Genomic DNA, 17,569 nt, shown 5'->3' with positions numbered 1-17,569 from the left:
GTGTTCCGGGAGGGGCCCGGGGGAGGATCACCGGGCAAGAGGGGTGCAATGAGGGTGTTGACCAGCCGGAAGGTCGCGGATAACTTCGCTCTACGGATTGTTGATTCCGCTGAGCGGAAAACAGGAGGGTGTGGAATGGGTCAGGGTCAGCAGGAGAAGGTGACGACGAGCCTCGCCGGCGCCGTCAGCGAGGAGATCAGCGCCTCCCTCGCCCCGGTCGACGCCGAGTTGGAGCGCCGCTACCCCGGAGACCCCGGCACCCGCCAGCCCGTCCACACCGTGTACGTCCCGGGCGACGCCTTCGCCGCGGACACCGTCCGCTCCTGGGGCGACCAGGCCCTCGCCGCCCTCGACCGGCACGCACCCGACGCGGACTCCCTCGCCGCCGTCCTCGGCCTCTCCGACGACCTCGCGGAGCCCGTGCACGCCCGAGTACGCGCCAAACTGGAGCGCGAGCCGATCGAAGACCTGCGCGTCGACTTCGAGGACGGCTACGGGCCGCGTCCCGACGCCGAGGAGGACGAGGCCGCCGCCCGCGCCGCCCGGCTGATCTCCCAGGCCTACCAGGACGGCACGGCGGCCCCCTACATGGGCATCCGGATGAAGTGCATGGAGGCGCCGGTCCGCGACCGGGGCATCCGCACGCTGGACATCTTCCTCACCGGCCTGATGGAGTCCGGCGGACTGCCCGCCGGACTGGTGCTCACCCTGCCGAAGGTCACGTACGCGGAGCAGGTCACCGCGATGGTGCGGCTCCTGGAGGAGTTCGAGAAGGCCCACGGGCTCGAGCGGGGCCGGATCGGGTTCGAGATCCAGATCGAGACGAGCCAGTCCATCCTCGCCACCGACGGCACCGCGACCGTCGCCCGGATGATCCAGGCCGCCGAGGGCCGCGCCACCGGACTGCACTACGGCACCTTCGACTACAGCGCCTGCCTCGGCGTCTCCGCCGCGTACCAGGCCAGCGACCACCCGGCCGCCGACCACGCCAAGGCGATCATGCAGGTCGCGGCCGCCGGTACCGGCGTACGGGTCTCGGACGGCTCCACCAACGTGCTGCCGGTCGGGCCGACGGCGAAGGTCCACGACGCCTGGCGCCTGCACTTCGGCCTCACCCGCCGCGCCCTCGCCCTCGCCTACTACCAGGGCTGGGACATGCACCCCGGACACCTGCCGACCCGGTACGCGGCCGTGTTCGCCTTCTACCGCGAGGGGTTCGAGCAGGCCGCCGCCCGCCTCGTCGCGTACGCCAACCGCGCCGGCGGAGACGTCATGGACGAGCCCGCCACCGCCAAGGCCCTCAGCGGCTATCTGCTGCGCGGCCTGGACTGCGGCGCCCTCGACATCGCGGAGGTGGCACGAGCCACCGGGCTCACGCGCACGGACCTGGAGGGCTTCGCGGTACCGAGGCGGGCGGACCTCACTGTCTCGGCCAAGTAGCGGCCCTGTCACAGCCGCTGCCCCGGGCCCTCACGCTCTCCTTCGCCCCGTACGCTGGGCGGCACTTCATTGACGTGTCACAGGCAGGAACGGGGCAGCGGTGTCGGCGGGGGAGAACCAGCAGCCGGGGGAGCGGGCCACGCCCGGGGAGAGCGGACAGCCCGACGGGACCGGGCGGCTCCTGGCCGGCCGCTACCGCGTCGTGGCCCCACTGGGCCGCGGCGGAATGGGCGTGGTCTGGCGGGCCCGCGACGAGGTGCTCGGCCGTGAGGTGGCCGTCAAGGAACTGCGCACCTACACGGACGCCGACGGACCCGAACTCGCCGACCTGGGGCTGCGGATGCAGCGCGAGGCCCGCGCGGCGGCCCGGGTGCGCCACCCCGGAGTGATCGCCGTCCACGACGTGGCGGAGATCGACGGCCGCCCGCTGATCGTCATGGAACTGGTGGACGGGCCGTCCCTGGACGACGTCCTGCGCGAGCGCGGCACGATCGACGCCCGCGAGGCCGCCGGGATCGGCGCGAAGGTCATGGACGCGCTCGCCGCGGCCCACCGGGCGGGAGTCCTGCACCGCGACGTGAAACCGGGCAACATCCTGCTCGACCGCTCGGGACGGGTCGTCCTCACGGACTTCGGCATCGCCACGATGGAGGACCCCGGCGACGGCTCCACCGCGCATCTCACGCGCAGCGGCGAACTGGTCGGCTCCCTGGACTACCTGGCACCCGAACGGGCCCAGGGGTACGAGCCGGGCCCCGCCTCCGACATCTGGGCGCTCGGCGCCACGCTCTACGCGGCCGTCGAGGGCTCCTCGCCCTTCCGCCGCACGTCCACGTGGTCCACGCTCACGGCGATCGTCGTCGAACCACTGCCCGCACCGCGACGGGCCGGACCGCTCGGGCCCGTCCTGCAGCAGCTGATGCACAAGCAGCCCGAGTCCCGCCCGGCGGCGGGCCGCGCGAGCGAGCTCCTGGAGGCGGTGGCGACGGCTACCGACCAGGACTCGGCGACACGCGGGCTGAGGGCGCCCGCGCCCCCGGCACGGGAGGCGACCGAGCGGAGCGTGCCGGTGATACCGCCGGGGTTCGGACCGCCCCTGCCGATGCCGCAGCCGACGCCGCAGTCGGCCACCCCGGCAGCCCCGGCCGTGCAGGTCACCCCAGTCACTCCAGCCACCCCGGTGACGCCCGAGCCGGCCGGGCCCGCCGCTCCTCGGCGCCGTAGAGGCCGCGTCCTGCTCGTCGGCGCGGCCGTCGCCGTCGTGCTGGCCTCGACCGGTGTCATCGTCGCCCACCTGACGGACTCGGACGAGGGCGGGTCGGCAGCCAGGACCGGGGCCGCCCGGGACGCGGACGGCACCGCCTCCCCGGGCGCCACCCGCGGCTCGGTCGACCTGACGGACGACAAGAAGAAGCCCACGGGACAGGGCGACAAGAAGGAGTCGTCGACCCCGGGCGACAGGCAGGACCCCACCGGGGACACCGACCGCACCGACGACACCGGACCGACGGACAGGACACCCGCTCCCTCCTCCGGAGCCACCAAGGGCGGTACCACGGCCGGGAGTTCGGGCGGCGGGGAGACCGAGAGCGCCGCACCTGTCTGCCATGCCATCGGAGGCGGCAAGTACAACTGCCAGGTCTGGAAGACCGCGGCATCGTACACCGCCGCGGGCGCGCGGGCGGGCACCCTCAACGCCGGCACCAACTACTTCTACTGCCAGCAGGACCTCGGCCGCCGCGAGACCTCCGGGAGGTGGACGAACACCTGGTGGGCGAAGACCGACGACGACAGCGGCAACACCGGCGTCTGGGTCAGCGACGTCTACGTCCAGGGCGGCGACAACGACGCACCGGTGCCCGGACTGCCCGTCTGCTGACCGCGTACGTACTTCTCCAGGCCGGAAGCCGTCGTGCGCCCCTCCCGGGCGAAGAGCCGGGTCCCCTCGGCGCAGAGCCGCAGGTCGCCGCGCGCCCGGGAGCAGAACTCCTCGGGCGTGGACCCGAACAGCTTCCTCAACCCCGCTGACTCCGCAAGGAGTTCGGTGAGCAGCCGGCGCTCGCCGGGGTGTGCGCGCGGAGTGCCGTTCCCGTCCTGGAGGACACCGTGACGGTTCACATAGAGGTGGACGCCGTCGAGCGCTCCACCCGGCTCACCCGCCCCGCCCGGCTCCGGCTCGACGCGGAAACCGGCCGAGGGCAGCAGCACGCGATCGTACGCACCCGACGGCCTCGTGACTCCCTCGCTCGCGTCGATCGCGGCCAGCTGCGCCGGGTCCAGCCAGGTGAGGAACAGCTCCCGGGTGTGCCCGGGGGCGCGAAAGGGCGAGGCCGACACGTATCCCAGGGCACTGACGTGCGCCGACACACCGACCTCCAGCCCGGTGACCCGCGCCTTCACCAGGGGGATCGGGGACGACAGCTCGTACTGGCGCATCTTGTGCCGGAGCTGGGCGGGGGAGGCGTTCGAGCCGACCGCGAGGACGGGCACCCGGCCCGGGAACGTGCGCCGGGTCAGGGGCAGCAGCCGGTCCCCGTCGAGGAGCCCCGACTCCGCGGGCCAGGCGCCGGGATAGACCAGCGGGTCCTCGCGCGGCGCCACGGCCAGGCCGAGTGCTTCGAGCGTGCGGTCGGCGGAGCGGTGCCGGGGCTCTCCCATGTATCAGGCGGCGGGCGGCAGTTCACCCGAGCCGCGGGTGATCAGACGCGTCGGGAGTTCGATGCGCTCGGGCAGCACGAGGGAGCCGTCGAGCTGGCGGAAGAGACGGTCGGCGGCGGTACGGCCGAGCTGGGCGGCGTCCTGGGCGACCACGGTGACCCCGGGCTGGAGGAGGTCGGCGAGCTCGATGTCGTCGAAACCGACCAGGGCGACCGGGCGGGCGCGCTCGGCGATGACGCGTACCACCGTGACCGTCACCCGGTTGTTGCCCGCGAAGACCGCGGTCACGGGGGAGGAGCCCGAGAGCATCGTCTCGGCCGCCAGACGGACCCGCTCCGGGCCGGTGACGCCCAGGGACATCCAGTCGGGCTCCACCGGGATGCCGGCGTCCTCCATCGCGGCGCGATAGCCGCGCAGGCGCTCGGCGGCGGTGTGGATGCGGGGCATGTCCCCGATGAACCCGATCCGGCGGTGGCCGTGCGCGATGAGATGCGCGACGCCGTCGCGCGCGCCGCCGAAGCTGTCGGAGAGCACCACGTCCGCGTCGATCTGCCCGGCGGGGCGGTCCACGAACACCGTGGCGACGCCCGCCTTTATCTCGGGCTCCAGATAGCGGTGGTCGTCTCCGGCCGGGATGACGACCAGCCCGTCCACGCGGCGCGCGCAGAGTGCGAGGACCAGTTCCTGCTCGCGGTCCGGGTCCTCGGCACTGGAGCCGTTGATGAGCAGGGCGCCGTGGGCGCGGGCCACCTCTTCCACCGCGCGGCTCAGCGGGCCGTAGAACGGGTCCGCCAGGTCCTCCAGGACCAGGCCGATGCTGGCGGTGCGGCCCTTGCGGAGCACGCGTGCGCTGTCGTTGCGGCGGAAGCCCAGTGCGTCGATGGCCTCCTGGACCCGGCGCTCGGTGTCGGGGGTGACTCCGGGCTCGCCGTTGACTACACGCGATACCGTCTTCAGGCCGACCCCGGCACGCGCGGCGACGTCCTTCATCGTCGGGCGGTTGCCGTAGCGGCTCTCGGTTCGGCGGGCGGTCTCGGCCACGATGCGCTGTCCTGTCCTGTAGTCCTGTGGGGCCGCGTCGGTCCTGACGGGCTCGTTGGGCACCCGGATCGGGATGTGGCGTCGAGCATAGAGCCTGGACAACGTTGTCAGATGCGAGAGAGACTGTCCATCGCTTTTCCGGCCCGCTCTCCCCACCGCGCGACCGGCCTGCCCTTTCCTCATGGTCCATCGGGATCCGATCGGGAGAACTGACACTGATGCACACCGACCTCGTGGCCGCGCTCGACATCGGCGGCACCAAGATCGCCGGAGCGCTGGTGGACGGCCACGGCCGGATCCTGCTCCGCGCCCAGCGGCCGACGCCCGCGCAGGAGCACGGCGACATCGTCATCCGGGCCGTCGAGGCCGTGCTCGGCGAGCTGACCGCCTCGCCGCTGTGGAGCAGTGTCACGGCGGTCGGGATCGGCAGCGCCGGGCCCGTGGACGCCTCGGCGGGCACGGTGAGTCCGGTGAACGTGCCCGGCTGGCGCGACTTCCCTCTCGTCGAGCGGGTGCGTGCCGTGACGGACGGGCTGCCCGTCGAGCTGATCGGTGACGGGGTGGCGATCACGGCGGCCGAGCACTGGCAGGGGGCGGCCCGGGGCCATGACAACGCGCTGTGCATGGTCGTCTCGACCGGTGTCGGTGGCGGGCTGGTCCTCGGCGGGAAGCTGCATCCCGGGCCCACGGGCAACTCCGGTCACATCGGCCACATCAGCGTGGACCTGGACGGCGACCTGTGTCCGTGCGGGTCGCGCGGGTGTGTCGAGCGCATCGCCAGCGGGCCGAACATCGCGCGCCGGGCCATCGAGGGCGGCTGGCAGCCGGGTCCCGAGGGCGACGCGTCCGCGGCGGCCGTGGCCGCTGCCGCGCGGGCCGGTGACCCGGTCGCGACGGCCTCCTTCGAACGGGCCGCGCAGGCGCTGGCCGCGGGCATCGCGGCGACCGCGACCCTCGTGGAGATCGACATCGCGGTGATCGGCGGGGGAGTGGGCAAGGCGGGCGAGGTGCTGTTCGCACCGCTGCGGGCCGCACTGCGCGACTACGCGACGCTGTCGTTCGTACAGCGGCTCACGGTGACGCCGGCACAGATGGGCACGGACGCGGGTCTGGTGGGCGCGGCATCGGCGGCACTGAGCCTCCGGCCGACCGGCACGGTCGTTGTCGGCTGAGCCGCCCGCTGTTCTTCGGGGCGGGGGCCTCCGGTCGGGGGCTATGTGTGACGTGACGGCCGGTGGGGGCTTGTCGCGCAGTTCCTCGCGCCCCTAGGGGGTTGGGGGCGGGGTGCTCCGATTGGTGGGCCTGGGCGACGAAGCGAGCCGTGGGCCCCGCAGGGGCGCGGGGAACTGCGCGCTCAGCCACGACGGGCTGGCACTCGGACGACTGCGGCAGCCGTCCGGGCTCGCGCTCGTGAGGGGTGCGGCACCTGGGCCCCGTAAGGGGCGCGGGGAACGGCGCGGCCAGCCACGACGGGCTGGCACTCGGACGACTGCCGCATCCGTTCAGGCCGCGCCTCGGAAGGGCCAGCCGTTGAGGCAGGCCCGCACCCCCGAGGGACCCAGGGGCGCGGGGAACTGCGCGGCCAGCCACGACGGTCCGGCACCTGGACGACTGCCGCACCCGTCCAGGCCGCCCCTCGGAAGGGCCAGCCGTTGAGACAGGCCCTCACCCCCGTGGGGCCCAGGGGCGCGGGGAACGGCGCGATCAGCCACGACGGTCCGGCACCCGGAGGACTGCTGCATCCGTCCAGGCCACGCCGTGGAAGGGCCAACCGTTGAGGCGGACCTGCGCGCTCGGTCACGGCGGGCCGGCGCCCGGAAGGCCAACGCCTCGGGTGGCCTCCCGGTGAGCCGGGCTCGCGTCCCCGGGGAGCCCAGGGGCGAGGGCCAGCGGGCGCCGGACCTCTCATGGGGCCAGCGTCAGCAAACGAGTCGCGCCGCCCCCCAGTCCCCATGGTCCGACGTGATCCCGTCACCCCCGTCCGTGACGACCAGACGCACCACCTTCGCCCCGCTCACGTCCGCGACAAGCGCCCGCGCAGCGTCCGCGTTCGTGAGGACCCCGGTGGACGCCACCTTCGTACCGTCGGCCCAGATCTCGAACGCGACGGACCCGTCGGCGCCCTCCTCGTCGTCGACGCCGACCTCCACGCTCACGCTCTCGCACGCCCCGCCCGCGTAGAACTCGACGGCGCTCTCCGCATGGACGCCGAGCCCGGTGGCGTACACGGCACCGTTGATCGTGAGGGGACCGCCGTCGCCCGCCGCGCTCTCACCGTTGCTGGTGTCGCGCTCGACGGGCCCCCAGCCGTTGGTCGCGGACAGCGAGGGGAGCGCGCCGAGATTCGACGTGCCGGACGGCGGCGCCACCGCGACGGTCGCCGTCAGCGGGAGTATGCTCTCGGCCCGCACTCCGCCGGGCGAGCGGTACATGGCCTTCAGCGTCACGTCGTACGACCCCGGGGGCGTGCCGACGGGCGCGGTCACCGTCCACCTCGTACGCAACGCCCTCCCCGTCGCCAGGGACGCCGCCGTGGTCGGCGAGCCGGCCTTCACCCGCCACCCCTCGGGCCCGGTCACGGAGACGGAGACGCGCTGCGCGGGCGTGCGGCCCAGATCGGTGACCGACGTCGTCAGGGCGGTCGCCCTGCCCGCCTCGGTCAACGTGCTGCCGTCCACGCCGAGTTCCACGGCGGGCGGGTTGACGGCCCACCGGCCGTCGGCCGAGACGCGGACGAGGACCGTGCCGTGGGCGGGGACGGTCGCCGCGATCGTCCCTGCCGTGTTGTAGCTCTTGTGCTGCCACAGATCGCGCAGGGTGTAGGCGTCCGCCTCGGGCAGTCCGACGGCCTGCGCGCTGGTGGCGACGCGCTGCGGGCTGCCGGTCTCGTTGAAGAGGGCGACCGCGCGGCTGCCGTCCTTCATCTCCTTGGCGACGACCCAGCGACCGCCCTCGGAGGACAGCACCGCGCCCTGCTTGCCGAGCGGGTCCTGGTCGACCGCGATGACCTCTTTGTTGCCGATGATGCCGAAGGTCTCCTCGGACGCGGACCGCAGGTCGGAGCCGATGAGCAGTGGCGCGGCCATGACGGACCACATCGAGAAGTGCGTCCGGTACTCCGTGGCCGTCATCCCGCCGTTGCCGACCTCCAGCATGTCGGGGTCGTTCCACCGCCCGGGACCGGCGTACTGCGCGAGCGGCAGGTTCTGCTTCATGATCGAGAGCATCGAACCCCAGTTGTCACTGATGTCCCCGGTCGTACGCCACAGCTGGCCGACGTCGGCCGCCCACTCCCAGGGCTTGTTCTCGCCCCATTCGCAGATGCTGTAGACGATGGGGCGGCCGGTCGTCTCCGAGGCGGCCTTCAGGGCGTCCCGCATCGTCGTGTAGCGCTGCTTGGCATCCACACCCTGGTTGTTGCAGTTGTCGTACTTCAGGTAGTCGACACCCCAGTCCGCGAACTGCCGTGCGTCGCTGTACTCGTGGCCCAGCGCGCCGGGAAATCCCGCGTCGTTGCAGGTCTTCGTACCCGCGCTGGTGTAGATGCCGAGCTTGAGCCCCTTGGCGTGCACATAGTCCGCGACCGCCTTGATCCCGCCGGGGAAGCGGACGGGGTCGGGCACCAGTTTGCCGTCGGCGTCACGGGCGGGCAGTGCCCAGCAGTCGTCGAGGTTGACGTACTCGTACCCGGCGTCCTTGAGCCCCTTGTCGACGAAGAGGTCCGCGATCCCCTTGACCATCGCCTCGTCGAACTCCGCCCGGCAGTGCGTGGAGTTCCAGTTGTTGAAGCCCATGGGCGGGGTGAGGGCGAGCCCGTCGTCCGGGGCCGGTGCGGCCGACACGGGCGAGGCCGACACCTGCGCGGTCGATGCCGACGCGGCCGGTGCTGTCGCGGCGCCGGCTGTCGTGACCGGCCCGGCGGTCCCCCAGGTACCGGTCAGGCCCAAGGCGCCGAGCAGTCCGGCGGTCAGTGCTCCGACCACTCTTCGGCGAGGTGTGCGGGTGGGAAGGTGACGCATCGTTACGTTCCTCCGTACTCGCGAAAGGTTGGATGTCCGCATGTCCGCGTCATCCGTGCGCGTTTACGGTAGGACCTGTTGCACTGTGGTGGAAGGGGCGCGGTCGTGGTTGTTCGATATCCCGTCAAATCCTTTGACCACGCGTCTTGAAGTGCGCGCCCCGTACCGTACGTGCGGTTGTGTTGAATTGCGCCAACGGAATTTTCCCCGCACGGTCAACGCCAACCCGGTGCACGGCGCCCGACGACGAGAACAGGACATCGGATGTCAGCGGACTCGACGACGAGCTGACCGTGGGTTTCGGGAAGCCCGACCGTGACCCCTGGGCGGGTCGGCAGTTGAGTGGGGCATGAAGAAGCGCAGCATGCTCGCCATCGCGTCCCTCGCCACCGGCTTCGTGGTGGCGGCCGTCACCCCGTCCCACTCCCTCGACGGTGACGCCCTCAACAGCCTCAGCACGCTTGATGTCCAGGACACCCTCAGCACGGTCGACCAGACGATCAGCGACGGCAGTCTGGCGACGGAGGGCAACTCCCCGGCGCAGGAAGGCTGACCGGGCCCTTCTCGCCCGTACGGCGCCCTGTCGCGACCCCGAAGCCCGGCCCACCGAGGGCCGGGCTTCCGTGCGTGTTCGATCCCTCAAACACGCACTCATCGGGACCTGGCTTCCGTGACAGGGCGGAACGGGCAAGCGTCAGGGGCCCACAGCAGAGGGGGGAGCCGTGATCGCCTGGATCAACGGTTGCGGTGCCCCAAAGCCCGGTCAGCGTTCCTATTTGCTTCTATCCGGTCCCGCTACCTGGCCTTACTTAGCTTTCACTCGCTCTAGCTCGCCTTGGGGGTCCTCTCTACGGCGGGTCTTCGCTGATGGCCTCGTGGCGCTGCCTCGGCGGCGGGGTCGCGGCCACGAAGTCGGCGCTCAGTACGTCGGCGTACGTGGCCAGATCTTCGTGCGTGGCCACCACGGCGCGCACGATCCGGTTGATCGTGTCCGAGCGGGCCAGGCGTGCGCCCCGGGCGCGGTTCGCCGATCCCGTCAGCAGGGCCCCTCGGGAAGTGAAGGTGCCGTAGGCGGGGTTGGTGATGCGGCCGGTCGTCGGGTCGGGTTCGAAGGTTCCGGCGGGGGTGCGCCCGGTGTAGGCGTCGAGCGCGCGGGCGGCGTCGTGGCTGATGGTGACGCTGGTGGTCGCGGTCTCCTCCGCGTTCTTGGGTCGGACCTTCCAGGTGGTGCGGAAGCCCTCGTTGACGCGGCCCTCCAGGTCCAAGGCGCGGATCATGCCGGGGCGCAGCTTCTCGTGCCCGAAGTAGCCGTTGAGCAGCAGGTAGATCAGGGCCCGGTCGCGCAGCGCGTCGCGACCGGTCAGTCGGTCGGCGGCCTGCAGTATCCACATCGGGCCGTCACCCCTGAGCCCGGTGCGCTTGGGGTCGGCGGGTACGGGGGCCCCGACGAGGCGGGCCCGGGTGAGTTCCGCGTCGACCCCGTCGGCGATGCCCAGGTTCAGCAGGTGCTGGTAGAAGCTCGTGACGGCGGAGGCCATCGCGGCGCGGGTGGCCAGCGAGTCGTTCCCGTGCATGTCGGAGATCCACACGCCGATGTGGGCGCGGGCGCAGGTGTAGGGGTCCAGTGCGCTGTCGAGGTCGCACCAGTTGAGCCAGGCGGTCACGTAGGCGCGGTAGTGGCGGCGGGCCTCGGAGGAGAACGCGCCGGAAGCCAGCTTGTACACGCCGCCCTCGGCGGTCCAGTCGGCGAGCTGTCGGTAAGCGTCGTGGACGTCGTCGCACGGAGCAAGGCGCTCGGGAGAGCAGTCGATCGAGTGGCGGTGCATTTCGTTCGGCACCCGCGGCACTCTACGCGCTAAGTGTGGTAACGGACCTGGCCTCGCCAATGAGCCACGCGACTCCCGGACCCACCGCACGGTACAAACCAGCACCTGGAGACCACCGCTTGGTGCCCCCACCTCCGCGCACGATTCGGACCGGCACCCCCGTACGCTCTTGGAGATCCGGTCGAACTCCGGCCTCTGGGCCGGAATGTGGGGGTGGGAGATCCCCGTCTCCCGCTCCAATACGAGCGGGCCGTCCTCGCCGGTGCGCCAGCCCGCGGTGGCGGTGAGCTGGCCGGCGCACTGACGGGCGTCGGCGGGGGAGGGCTCAGTCGTCTTCCCGACGTACCGCAGCCGTTCCTCGGTGTCGTAGCGTCCCAGAGCTAGGAGCCGGGGCTAGCAGCCTCGACACAGGGTTCTCGGGACGCTGGTTCGTTAGGGGAACGGCGACATCCGCTGCGTACCGATGACCCGCAGTACGTCGAGTGCCGATGCTTCGCGTGTATTGGCTGCGGCGGAGAAGACGATCATTGTCTGGTCGGTGTCCGGGAGCAACAGCGTGTCGCAGTCGAGGACGAGGCTTCCCACCTCGGGGTGATCGATGGTCTTGTGCATCGATTGGTGCACTGTCGAGCGTCCGGTGTTCCACATGGTCCGGAAGCGGTCACTGCCAGAGGTGAGCTCTTTTATGAGTCTGCCGAGGCTCAGGTCGTCGGGGTAGCGCGAGTGCGCGGTACGCAGGAGGCTCACCGACTGCTGCGTCCATGCCGTCTCTTCTTCCGGAGTGAATGCCATGCGCGCGTAGCCGGTGCCGAGGATCCGCTGCCAGATGATGTTGCGGCGTTCTTCGGGCCATTGGCTGAGGTCGCCGAGAAGCGCGCACGCCATTGGATTCTGCGCCAGGACGTCGCCTTTGGCTGACAGGACCAAGGTGGGAAGGTCCGTGAGTCGATGGAGCAGCCGTAGCACGCTGGGCCGTATCGACATCTCTATCCCTCCGAGGGGCGGTGGTGCGCTGCCGGCGAGGCGGAAGACTTGATCGCGTTCGTCAGGTTCCAATCGCAGGGCCTGGCTGAGTGAGTTGAGAACCTGAGTGGAAGGCCGCGACCCTCGGCCTTGCTCAAGGCGGACGACGTACTCGACGCTCACTCCTGCGAGCAGGGCCACTTCCTCGCGGCGTAGTCCGGTGACCCGCCGCCTGGGGCCAGCGGTGAGACCGACCTCTGCAGGTGCTATACGTGCCCGGGCGGCTTTGAGGACACGGGCGAGTTCGAGACGATCCATGTGCCCAGCATGCCGCTGACGGCGCCCGACATCCTGGTATAGACGCTCCTACCCTCAGGCGTACCTGTATAGCTACTTGCTGGTGGCCCACCATGGAGTCATGAGCAAGACACAGAGCCGGTAATGGGACTGGCCATCAGAGCCATCGGTATTGCCGGCCTCGGTCCGCACCTGCCTTGATACCCATTTCCCGAAGGTTGTCTTCACTCCGGTGGACGTAGCAGCCGCTTCTCGCTGATGTAATCTGCGTCGGCCCGCCAGTTTGAGACGAAGATTCCCAATTCCCCATTGTCTCGCACCGCTATAAACAAGGCCACGTCTCAGGACTCGCCTGTTTGGCCCATCCGAAGTGACCAGGGAGCAATTTAAATGACGACTGTTTTGATCACCGGCGGCCACTCGGGAATCGGCCTCGCTGCTGCACGTGCACTCGCTGTGCAGGGTATCGACATCGTGCTGGCGGGGCGCAGCTTGGGGCGCATGCAACAGGTCGCAGACGAGCTGCGCGCGGCGCACGATGTGACCGTGACCCTGCTGACGCTCGACGTGTCATCACTGGCGTCGGTCCGAGCGGGTGCTGCGCAGTTCAGGGCGGCAGCCGAGGCCGGCGAGTTGGACTTGCTGGACGCGATCCTCTGTAACGCAGGCGGCCGATTCGACGGCAAGGTCTCTTATGGTCCTGACGGGTATGAGACGACCTTCGCAACGAACTGTCTCGGACATTTCCTGTTTGTCGAGCTTCTGCTTCCCAGTATGACCGAGGGCGGCCGGGTCGTGTATACCACCAGCGGTACCCACGACTCCGATTCGATGGATGGAAAAGCGGTCGGTGCCGCCGTGGAACCGGACGCCACCGCGCTGGCAAATGACGGCAAGAATGGGAAAAAGTCGCTTTCTGCCGGTAAGCGTTACTCCACCTCGAAATTGTGTACGGTTATGTACGCCTATGAGCTGGACCGCCGTCTTCGCAAGGCCGACAGCTCGATTTCTTCAATCGCCTACGATCCTGGGGCCGTGCCCGGGACCGGGTTCCTTCGCGGAATGCCGAAGCCGGTCCAATGGATGTCCACAACGTCCGCCATGCAGTGGGCATCTAAGCGCATGGGCATCACTACATCCGATGTTGAATTCTCTGGCGCGTCCCTCGCTGCGCTCGCGACAGCCCCTGAGTTCGTAGACCAATCCGGCATCTACGTCCAGGCGAAAGAGGGAACGCTGTCGGCCGTGCGGTCGGCGCGAATTTCCTATGATGGAAAGCGCGCGGAAAGGCTGTGGGACGACTCCAAGCGACTCGTCAATCTGACCTCCGAGGAGGAAGCCCCCCAGTTGCGGTAGGCATGTTGGTCCCCGCACCCGGACGCTGAGCTGAGGGTGATGCCGAGACGCTGGACGGGGTTCGATTTCCCCACCACTCGCCGGGCGATCATGAGACAGTCCGCTTCCCCTGTGCGCCCCGGCCAACGAAGTGATCCTGTTCCACTACGGGATCCCAGACTCCTGATGCCAGGGCCGCCACCAAGTGGCGGCCCTGGCATCAGGAGTATCGCTGCATCCCCTTCGAGATGAAGGGCTACGGGCAGTCAGAGAAGTCGCCGGGCGACTACCGTCATCGGGCGGCGGCTGAGTAACTCGTCGACGCCCTCAATGCCATCGGGCTGGAGCGATTCAGTACAGGGCGGCGGGCCAGCACACCTCGAACGCACTCCATAGGACGTCAACGAAGCCCTCACCGGCCAGCTCACCGCTCGGCCGGGCCGCGCCCTCGCGAGGGGGCGATCGGCACCATCCAGTACCGCTGCGTGTGGCGTGGAGGGAACAGCCCTGCCCGCCCGCCGGATGACCGTCCGGCGCAGGCGCACCCTGGTACGCCGGCATCGACAAACGCCTCGCTGGCGACCACCCGCGGCGCGACCACGGACGCTTGCGCATGTCAGCAGCGGAGACTGATGCCCGCGTACAGGAGTGGAAGCGACGACGACCCAGTCGAACGTCGCGCCATATCCCCGGGCGGGATGCTCGACAGCGGCACTGCAGCTGCGGGGCGACAAGCTCGTTCGTAGCCACAACACGGTCCGCACACCTGCGATGTGAGACAGGCGCTTGTGCGGAGGTGTCCTCGTGTGTGGCGGCTGCGGACCGTAGGTCGACGTGACTCGCTCAGGGACCTGCCATCCGAGCCGTATCGAAAACCACATTTTCGAAAACTTGATTTTCGCTTTGTCTGGTGACTACAGTTCCGTTGTCAGCTAGGCATTCGATCAGGAGCAGTCATGGCCGAGGCACCTGCGGCGCCGCGCCGCCGCAAGCTCACCGCGGAGCGGGAGCGTGAGCTGCTCCTGGTGACGGCCGAGCTCGTCGGCGAGGTCGGCTACGAGCGGGTGACCATGGCAGCGGTCGCGCAGCGGGCGAAGTGCAGCACGGCGACGCTCTACCGGCAGTGGGAGAGCAAGCCGCGTCTGGTGATCTCGGCGTGGAAGGCCCTCGCCACGGAGACGGGGAACGACCTGTCCCGCATCGACACCGGCAGCCTGCGCGGCGATCTGATGGACGCGGCCCGCTACCTGGTCAAGGACGACCCGGTCAGGAACACGTTCGCCTCGGTGCCGGCGGCCATCGTCCAGGACGAGAGCCTGATGGAGATCGTCCGCGAGATCCTCATCCACCCCATCCTGCGTGACCTGGCCGGGCTCCTCGACCGTGCGGTGGACAGAGGGGAGATCGCAGCCGGAAACCCGGTCGTCGTCCTGGCGGACCAGATCCTGCTCGGCCCGTGGCTCGCACAGCGCATTCTTTACGGGACACCGGCGACCCGAGAGCTGATGGAAAACGTCGTCGAACTGGTGCTCCTGCCGGCTCTGACCGCGCGGCCCGCCACCATCTGATCCGACTCCAACCCTCACCGCCTTCCGGCAGCTTCGTCCCGTCGCGCCGAGGGCCCCGCACACCCTGACAACGGCGTGACGCCGTTCGATCACCTCCGTATGCCTTCCTGCGGCCCGTACCGATCACATGCCGGGTCGAAGGCACCGCACGTCCAAAAACACCGTCGATCCGGAGCGTCTCCCTTATGGCCACCTTCCTTTACAAGATCGGCAGGGCTGCGTTCCAGCGGCGCTGGTTGGTCCTCTTCCTCTGGGCGCTCGTCCTGGGCGCCGTGGGTATCGGTGCCTCCACCAGCTCGGGTCCCGCCAGTTCGAGCATCACCCTCCCCGGCACGGAGGCCCAGCGTGCCTTCGACCTTCTGGGCGAGAAGTTCCCCGCCGCCAACGCCGACGGAGCCACCGCCCGCGTCGTTCTGCGCGCACCTGACGGCGAGAAGATCAGCAGCTCGGAGAACAAGACCGCCCTCGAAGCGACCCTGGCCGACGTCAAGGACTCCTCCTCCCACATCGGGCAGATCAGCGATCCCTTCACGTCCAAGACGGTCAGCGCGGACGGCACCACCGCGTACGCCCAGGTCACCTACACCTCCAAGGAGGCCGACCTGACCGACGGCGACCACACCGGCCTGGACGAGGCCCTCGAATCGGGCCGTGACCAGGGGCTGACGGTCGAGGCCTCCGGCAACGCGCTGGCCGAGCCGGAGGAGAGCCACACGGCCGAGGCCATCGGCTTCGCCCTGGCAGCCGTCATCCTCCTCATCACCTTCGGCTCCCTCGTCGCCGCCGGACTGCCTCTGATCACCGCGCTGTTGGGAGTGGGGGTGAGCATGGCCGCCATCACCGCGCTCAGCGGCCCGCTCGATCTCAACAGCAACGCCTCCGCTCTCGCCACGATGCTGGGCATCGCGGTCGGTATCGACTACGCCCTGTTCATCGTGTCCCGCTACCGCTCAGAGCGCGCGGACGGCTACGACGCCCGCGAGGCCGCCGCCCGTGCCACCGGCACCGCCGGGTCCGCCGTCGTCTTCGCGGGCCTGACCGTCGTCATCGCCCTTGCGGGCCTGGCGGTGGTGAACCTTCCCATCCTCACCGCGATGGGTCTGGCCGCCGCCGGCGCCGTCGTCATCGCCGTCCTGGTCGCCACCACCCTGGTGCCCGCGCTCCTGGGCTTCGCCGGCGAACGCGTCCGCGGCAAGAGCCGGGAGAAGGCCGCCCCCGCAGTCGACGTTGCCGAGCCCGCCGAGCCCGCCAAGCCGGGGCTCGGGCAGCGCTGGATCTCGTACGTCCTGGGCAAGCCGACCCAGATGCTCCTGCTGGCGGTGGTTGCCCTCGGCGTGGTCGCCCTGCCGGCCACCCAGCTCGAACTCGGGCTGCCGGACGACGGTTCCGAAGCCGCGTCGTCCACTCAGCGCAAGGCCTACGACATGCTGTCGCAGTCCTTCGGTCCCGGCTTCAACGGTCCCCTCACCGTCACCGTCGACGACCAGGACCCGGCCGTCGCCCGCAGCGGCGCCGACGACATCGCGGCTTCCCTCAAGGATCTGCCGGACGTGGCCGCCGTCGCCCCGGCCACCTTCAACGAGGCCGGGGACACCGCGATCATCACCGTCATTCCCCGGAGCGCACCGGGCAGCGATGCCACCAAGAGCCTGGTCGTCGACATTCGCGCCCTCGCCGGTGATCTGCAGGCCGACACAGGAACCCGCTCTCTGGTGACCGGCACGACGGCCCTCAACATCGACATCTCAGACAAGTTCAGCGCGGCGATCGTGCCTTACCTGGCGCTCGTCGTCGGCCTGGCCGTCCTCGTGCTGATCCTGGTCCCCGTCAAGGCGGCCCTCGGTTTCCTGCTCTCCGTGCTCGCCTCCCTGGGCGCCCTGGTCGCGGTCTTCCAGTGGGGCTGGCTCAAGGACCTGATCGGCCTGGAACAGACCGGCCCCATCATGAGTCTGATGCCCGTCCTCATGGTCGGCATAGTCTTCGGCCTGGCCATGGACTACCAGGTGTTCCTGGTGACCCGCATGCGCGAGGCGTACGTCCACGGAGCCGACGCCCGCACCGCGATAGAGACGGGCTTCAGGCACAGCGCCACCGTCGTCACTGCCGCGGCCCTCATCATGATCAGCGTGTTCGCCGGCTTCGTCGGTTCCCACGACGCCATGATCAAGGCACTCGGGTTCGGACTCGCGATCGCCGTCGCCTTCGACGCGTTCATCGTCCGCATGACGATCGTCCCCGCAGTCCTCGCCCTCCTCGGCAGGCGCGCATGGTCCCTGCCCGCCTGGATCGACCGCATCCTGCCCAACGTCGACATCGAAGGCGAGAAACTCACCCGGCACACCCCGGCCCCCGCCCCCGACCTCGCCTTCGCGGAGCGCGAACCCAGCTACGCCGAGTCCACGGACGAAGGCCGCTGACACCA

12 protein-coding genes are annotated in these 17,569 nt (G+C 70.1%); 7 read left to right on the top strand and 5 right to left on the bottom strand.

Annotated elements, in window-relative coordinates:
• The first annotated feature begins 135 nt into the window (after positions 1–135).
• Together ACZ60E_RS25325 and ACZ60E_RS25320 are read left to right on the top strand one after the other, a co-directional pair.
• Positions 136–1,440: a DUF6986 family protein gene (locus tag ACZ60E_RS25325; protein ID WP_469443279.1), complete on the top strand. Its 1,305-nt coding sequence runs from the start codon at positions 136–138 to the stop codon at positions 1,438–1,440.
• A gap of 100 nt (positions 1,441–1,540) precedes the next feature.
• Complete coding sequence (locus tag ACZ60E_RS25320) at positions 1,541–3,319, top strand: serine/threonine-protein kinase (RefSeq protein WP_469443277.1); 1,779 nt, start codon at positions 1,541–1,543, stop codon at positions 3,317–3,319.
• On the opposite strand, the gene ACZ60E_RS25315 is transcribed toward ACZ60E_RS25320, so the two are convergent.
• The gene (locus tag ACZ60E_RS25315) at positions 3,265–4,098 is read right to left on the bottom strand and encodes a hypothetical protein (protein ID WP_469443275.1); all 834 of its coding nucleotides are present in this window, start codon (positions 4,096–4,098) and stop codon (positions 3,265–3,267) included. The genes ACZ60E_RS25320 and ACZ60E_RS25315 overlap by 55 nt on opposite strands.
• A 3-nt stretch (positions 4,099–4,101) precedes the next feature.
• A complete protein-coding gene (locus tag ACZ60E_RS25310) occupies positions 4,102–5,139 on the bottom strand; it encodes a LacI family DNA-binding transcriptional regulator (RefSeq protein WP_189773956.1) in 1,038 nt (345 codons plus the stop codon).
• Between the two features lie 218 nt (positions 5,140–5,357).
• Between ACZ60E_RS25310 and ACZ60E_RS25305 the strand changes: the two genes are divergently transcribed.
• The gene (locus ACZ60E_RS25305) at positions 5,358–6,311 is read left to right on the top strand and encodes an ROK family protein (RefSeq protein ID WP_384799072.1); all 954 of its coding nucleotides are present in this window, start codon (positions 5,358–5,360) and stop codon (positions 6,309–6,311) included.
• Positions 6,312–7,058: 747 nt separating this feature from the next.
• Here ACZ60E_RS25305 and ACZ60E_RS25300 read toward each other — a convergent pair.
• Positions 7,059–9,158 carry an NPCBM/NEW2 domain-containing protein gene (locus ACZ60E_RS25300; protein ID WP_469443273.1) on the bottom strand — a complete coding sequence of 700 codons (2,100 nt, stop codon included), beginning with the start codon at positions 9,156–9,158 and terminating at the stop codon, positions 7,059–7,061.
• A 349-nt stretch (positions 9,159–9,507) separates the two neighbouring features.
• Here ACZ60E_RS25300 and ACZ60E_RS25295 point away from each other — a divergent pair, with 349 nt between their 5' ends.
• Positions 9,508–9,711, top strand: coding sequence for a hypothetical protein (locus ACZ60E_RS25295; RefSeq protein ID WP_469443271.1), 204 nt, complete (start codon positions 9,508–9,510; stop codon positions 9,709–9,711).
• A 295-nt stretch (positions 9,712–10,006) separates the two neighbouring features.
• Here the strand turns inward: ACZ60E_RS25295 and ACZ60E_RS25290 are convergent, their stop codons facing one another.
• Both ACZ60E_RS25290 and ACZ60E_RS25285 read right to left on the bottom strand, forming a co-directional pair.
• The gene (locus ACZ60E_RS25290) at positions 10,007–10,996 is read right to left on the bottom strand and encodes a hypothetical protein (protein ID WP_469443269.1); all 990 of its coding nucleotides are present in this window, start codon (positions 10,994–10,996) and stop codon (positions 10,007–10,009) included.
• A 420-nt stretch (positions 10,997–11,416) separates the two neighbouring features.
• A complete protein-coding gene (locus ACZ60E_RS25285; RefSeq protein WP_469443267.1) occupies positions 11,417–12,265 on the bottom strand; it encodes a helix-turn-helix domain-containing protein in 849 nt (282 codons plus the stop codon).
• 369 nt (positions 12,266–12,634) lie between these two features.
• On the opposite strand from ACZ60E_RS25285, the gene ACZ60E_RS25280 reads away from it, so the two are divergent.
• The 3 genes from ACZ60E_RS25280 (at position 12,635) to ACZ60E_RS25270 (ending at position 17,564) form a co-directional block, all read left to right on the top strand.
• Positions 12,635–13,600: an SDR family NAD(P)-dependent oxidoreductase gene (locus tag ACZ60E_RS25280; protein ID WP_469443265.1), complete on the top strand. Its 966-nt coding sequence runs from the start codon at positions 12,635–12,637 to the stop codon at positions 13,598–13,600.
• A gap of 935 nt (positions 13,601–14,535) precedes the next feature.
• Entirely contained in the window at positions 14,536–15,147 is a 612-nt protein-coding gene (locus tag ACZ60E_RS25275; RefSeq protein ID WP_384799054.1) for a TetR/AcrR family transcriptional regulator, read from the top strand.
• A gap of 185 nt (positions 15,148–15,332) precedes the next feature.
• A complete protein-coding gene (locus ACZ60E_RS25270; protein ID WP_469443263.1) occupies positions 15,333–17,564 on the top strand; it encodes an MMPL family transporter in 2,232 nt (743 codons plus the stop codon).
• The last annotated feature ends 5 nt before the right edge of the window (positions 17,565–17,569 follow it).

It is taken from the genome of Streptomyces sp. NPDC102514 (assembly GCF_055584525.1).
This window is presented reverse-complemented; position numbering and strand designations above follow the sequence as displayed.

Excerpts from the sequence above, each read along its gene's own strand:
- ACZ60E_RS25280 (WP_469443265.1), top strand. The coding sequence starts at position 12,635 with ATGACGACTGTTTTGATCACCGGCGGCCACTCGGGAATCGGCCTCGCT.
- ACZ60E_RS25315 (WP_469443275.1), bottom strand. The coding sequence starts at position 4,098 with ATGGGAGAGCCCCGGCACCGCTCCGCCGACCGCACGCTCGAAGCACTC.
- ACZ60E_RS25270 (WP_469443263.1), top strand. The coding sequence starts at position 15,333 with ATGGCCACCTTCCTTTACAAGATCGGCAGGGCTGCGTTCCAGCGGCGC.
- ACZ60E_RS25305 (WP_384799072.1), top strand. The coding sequence starts at position 5,358 with ATGCACACCGACCTCGTGGCCGCGCTCGACATCGGCGGCACCAAGATC.
- ACZ60E_RS25325 (WP_469443279.1), top strand. The coding sequence starts at position 136 with ATGGGTCAGGGTCAGCAGGAGAAGGTGACGACGAGCCTCGCCGGCGCC.
- ACZ60E_RS25275 (WP_384799054.1), top strand. The coding sequence starts at position 14,536 with ATGGCCGAGGCACCTGCGGCGCCGCGCCGCCGCAAGCTCACCGCGGAG.
- ACZ60E_RS25285 (WP_469443267.1), bottom strand. The coding sequence starts at position 12,265 with ATGGATCGTCTCGAACTCGCCCGTGTCCTCAAAGCCGCCCGGGCACGT.
- ACZ60E_RS25295 (WP_469443271.1), top strand. The coding sequence starts at position 9,508 with ATGAAGAAGCGCAGCATGCTCGCCATCGCGTCCCTCGCCACCGGCTTC.
- ACZ60E_RS25300 (WP_469443273.1), bottom strand. The coding sequence starts at position 9,158 with ATGCGTCACCTTCCCACCCGCACACCTCGCCGAAGAGTGGTCGGAGCA.